This window comes from Pseudovibrio ascidiaceicola, from assembly GCF_900114245.1.
GTDB classification, from domain to species: Bacteria; Pseudomonadota; Alphaproteobacteria; order Rhizobiales; family Stappiaceae; genus Pseudovibrio; species Pseudovibrio ascidiaceicola.
Genome location: NZ_FOSK01000043.1, coordinates 1 through 1,627, shown reverse-complemented (window position 1 = coordinate 1,627; position 1,627 = coordinate 1). Strand labels below are relative to the sequence as shown.

Genomic DNA, 1,627 nt, shown 5'->3' with positions numbered 1-1,627 from the left:
CGCCAGAGATCCAGCGTTCGCCAGCTGCCGCTATAATCTGGTCGGTGATCAGTCGGGTATCAAAATACGGATCACCCAATGACTGTCCGTAGTGACCCAGACTTTGAATGCCGAGCTTTTCGGCAAAGTACGGCAGACCAAAGAAGCTGGATTGATCAACAAACTCAAAGCGTGTTTCGATCAGATAAGTTTTTTCTTTCTGAGCAGGAGCAAACAACTGCGGGTTTGACGTCAATCCAATGGCCCGCAAAAAATTCTTTCCGTTGCTTTCACGAGGATTAATTGTCTTCGGGTCATCCAGATCAAGATCACCAAACTCCAAATCATTAATTGATCCCAGACCTGGTATTAAAGGTTTTGGTGCACTGATCGTTGAGCCATCAAGGCTGTCGCCTTTGGTGAGACCACTCGCATTTGTCTGTAAGATCTGCGTGTTGTTGGCTAAAGTGTAGCTGCCTGAATTTTGGGAAGCCTCATCGGCATCTGCTTTCTCAGCACCTACCTGGCGATCTGCATCAAGATTGCCTTGTTTTGTGACTCCTTGTGTCTCTGGCTGCTCCCCACTATTGGCAAATGTATAGTCATCGGTGTTTTTGGAAGCCTCATCGGCATCGGCCTCCTCCGTACCAACTGACCCAGCGGTCTGCGAGTCAAGTTTGCCTTGTTGCGTAACACCTTGTGCGCCTGAACCAGTTTCAATGCCTGAAGAGCTTTCTAGGTTCAGCTTTGAGGGATCTGGCTCGTCTATAGTCGCATTGGTCAGCGTGCCGGAAAGATTGCCGCTGAGTGTGCCGCCTGCATGGATGATGCCGGGAGCGGCGGCAACTGTGGAGGTCTCAATCGTTTTCTGAGAAACGTCATGCATCTGCCCTAACCAGCCAAAACCTCGCTGTTTGGTTGTTAATTTGTAGCTGAGTTGAACCCCGTATGTTTTAGAAAGAGATACACCTATGTTTTCTAAAGACCCACCAGTGATTGATAGATCATTAGTGGCGAAAATCTGGCTTTGAGCGTTCTTGAGATGGCCAACATCAACGTATAGGTTCTTTCCTGATTTGATACGGGCAGTTGGATCTGAATTTGAGATCTCTTCTTGCTCAAGGTAGACAATCAGCTGAGCTCCGCTTGGAACGCGTTGAGCTTCATCAGGTGTCATAATGCTCCATCGCTCCAAATGGTCTTTTGACGGATCAAACTCGCTTACATTTTTTGGAGCGTATTTCTTCCACCAATCGGGGTTCCACTCATCTGGTGATACTCCTTCAAGTTCAAGAATTTTTTCGATTTGGACAATATCTGGAGCGAAGATGTAGCCAGTTTCACCTTCTCCCCAATCCCACATACTACTAATACTTTTGCCTGCAGTCGCTCCCGAGTCTCGGTAGAAAGATCGGTTGTCATAGATCCATGTCGGAGCCCATTCACCTGTTGCGAAGTTATTTGCATATTCGTATGTTTTGAGTGTTTTCTCGACTTTCGTGAGGTTTTGCAGGTCTTGGGTGCGCAAGGTGATGTCACCCTCAAGAGACTCAATTCCTCCGCCATTATGGTTGAGAAGCTGGGTACTGCGCGCGCCGGCAATCTGACCTTCAATGATCAGGTTTCTCTTGGCAAGGATGAGCCCGCC

The 1,627-nt window shown here is 48.0% G+C and carries 1 protein-coding gene; it reads right to left on the bottom strand.

What is annotated here, in order from left to right; all coding sequences use genetic code 11:
• On the bottom strand, nt 1-1,627 hold a 1,627-nt coding region (locus BM231_RS27025), incomplete at both ends, for a hypothetical protein (RefSeq protein WP_159438010.1).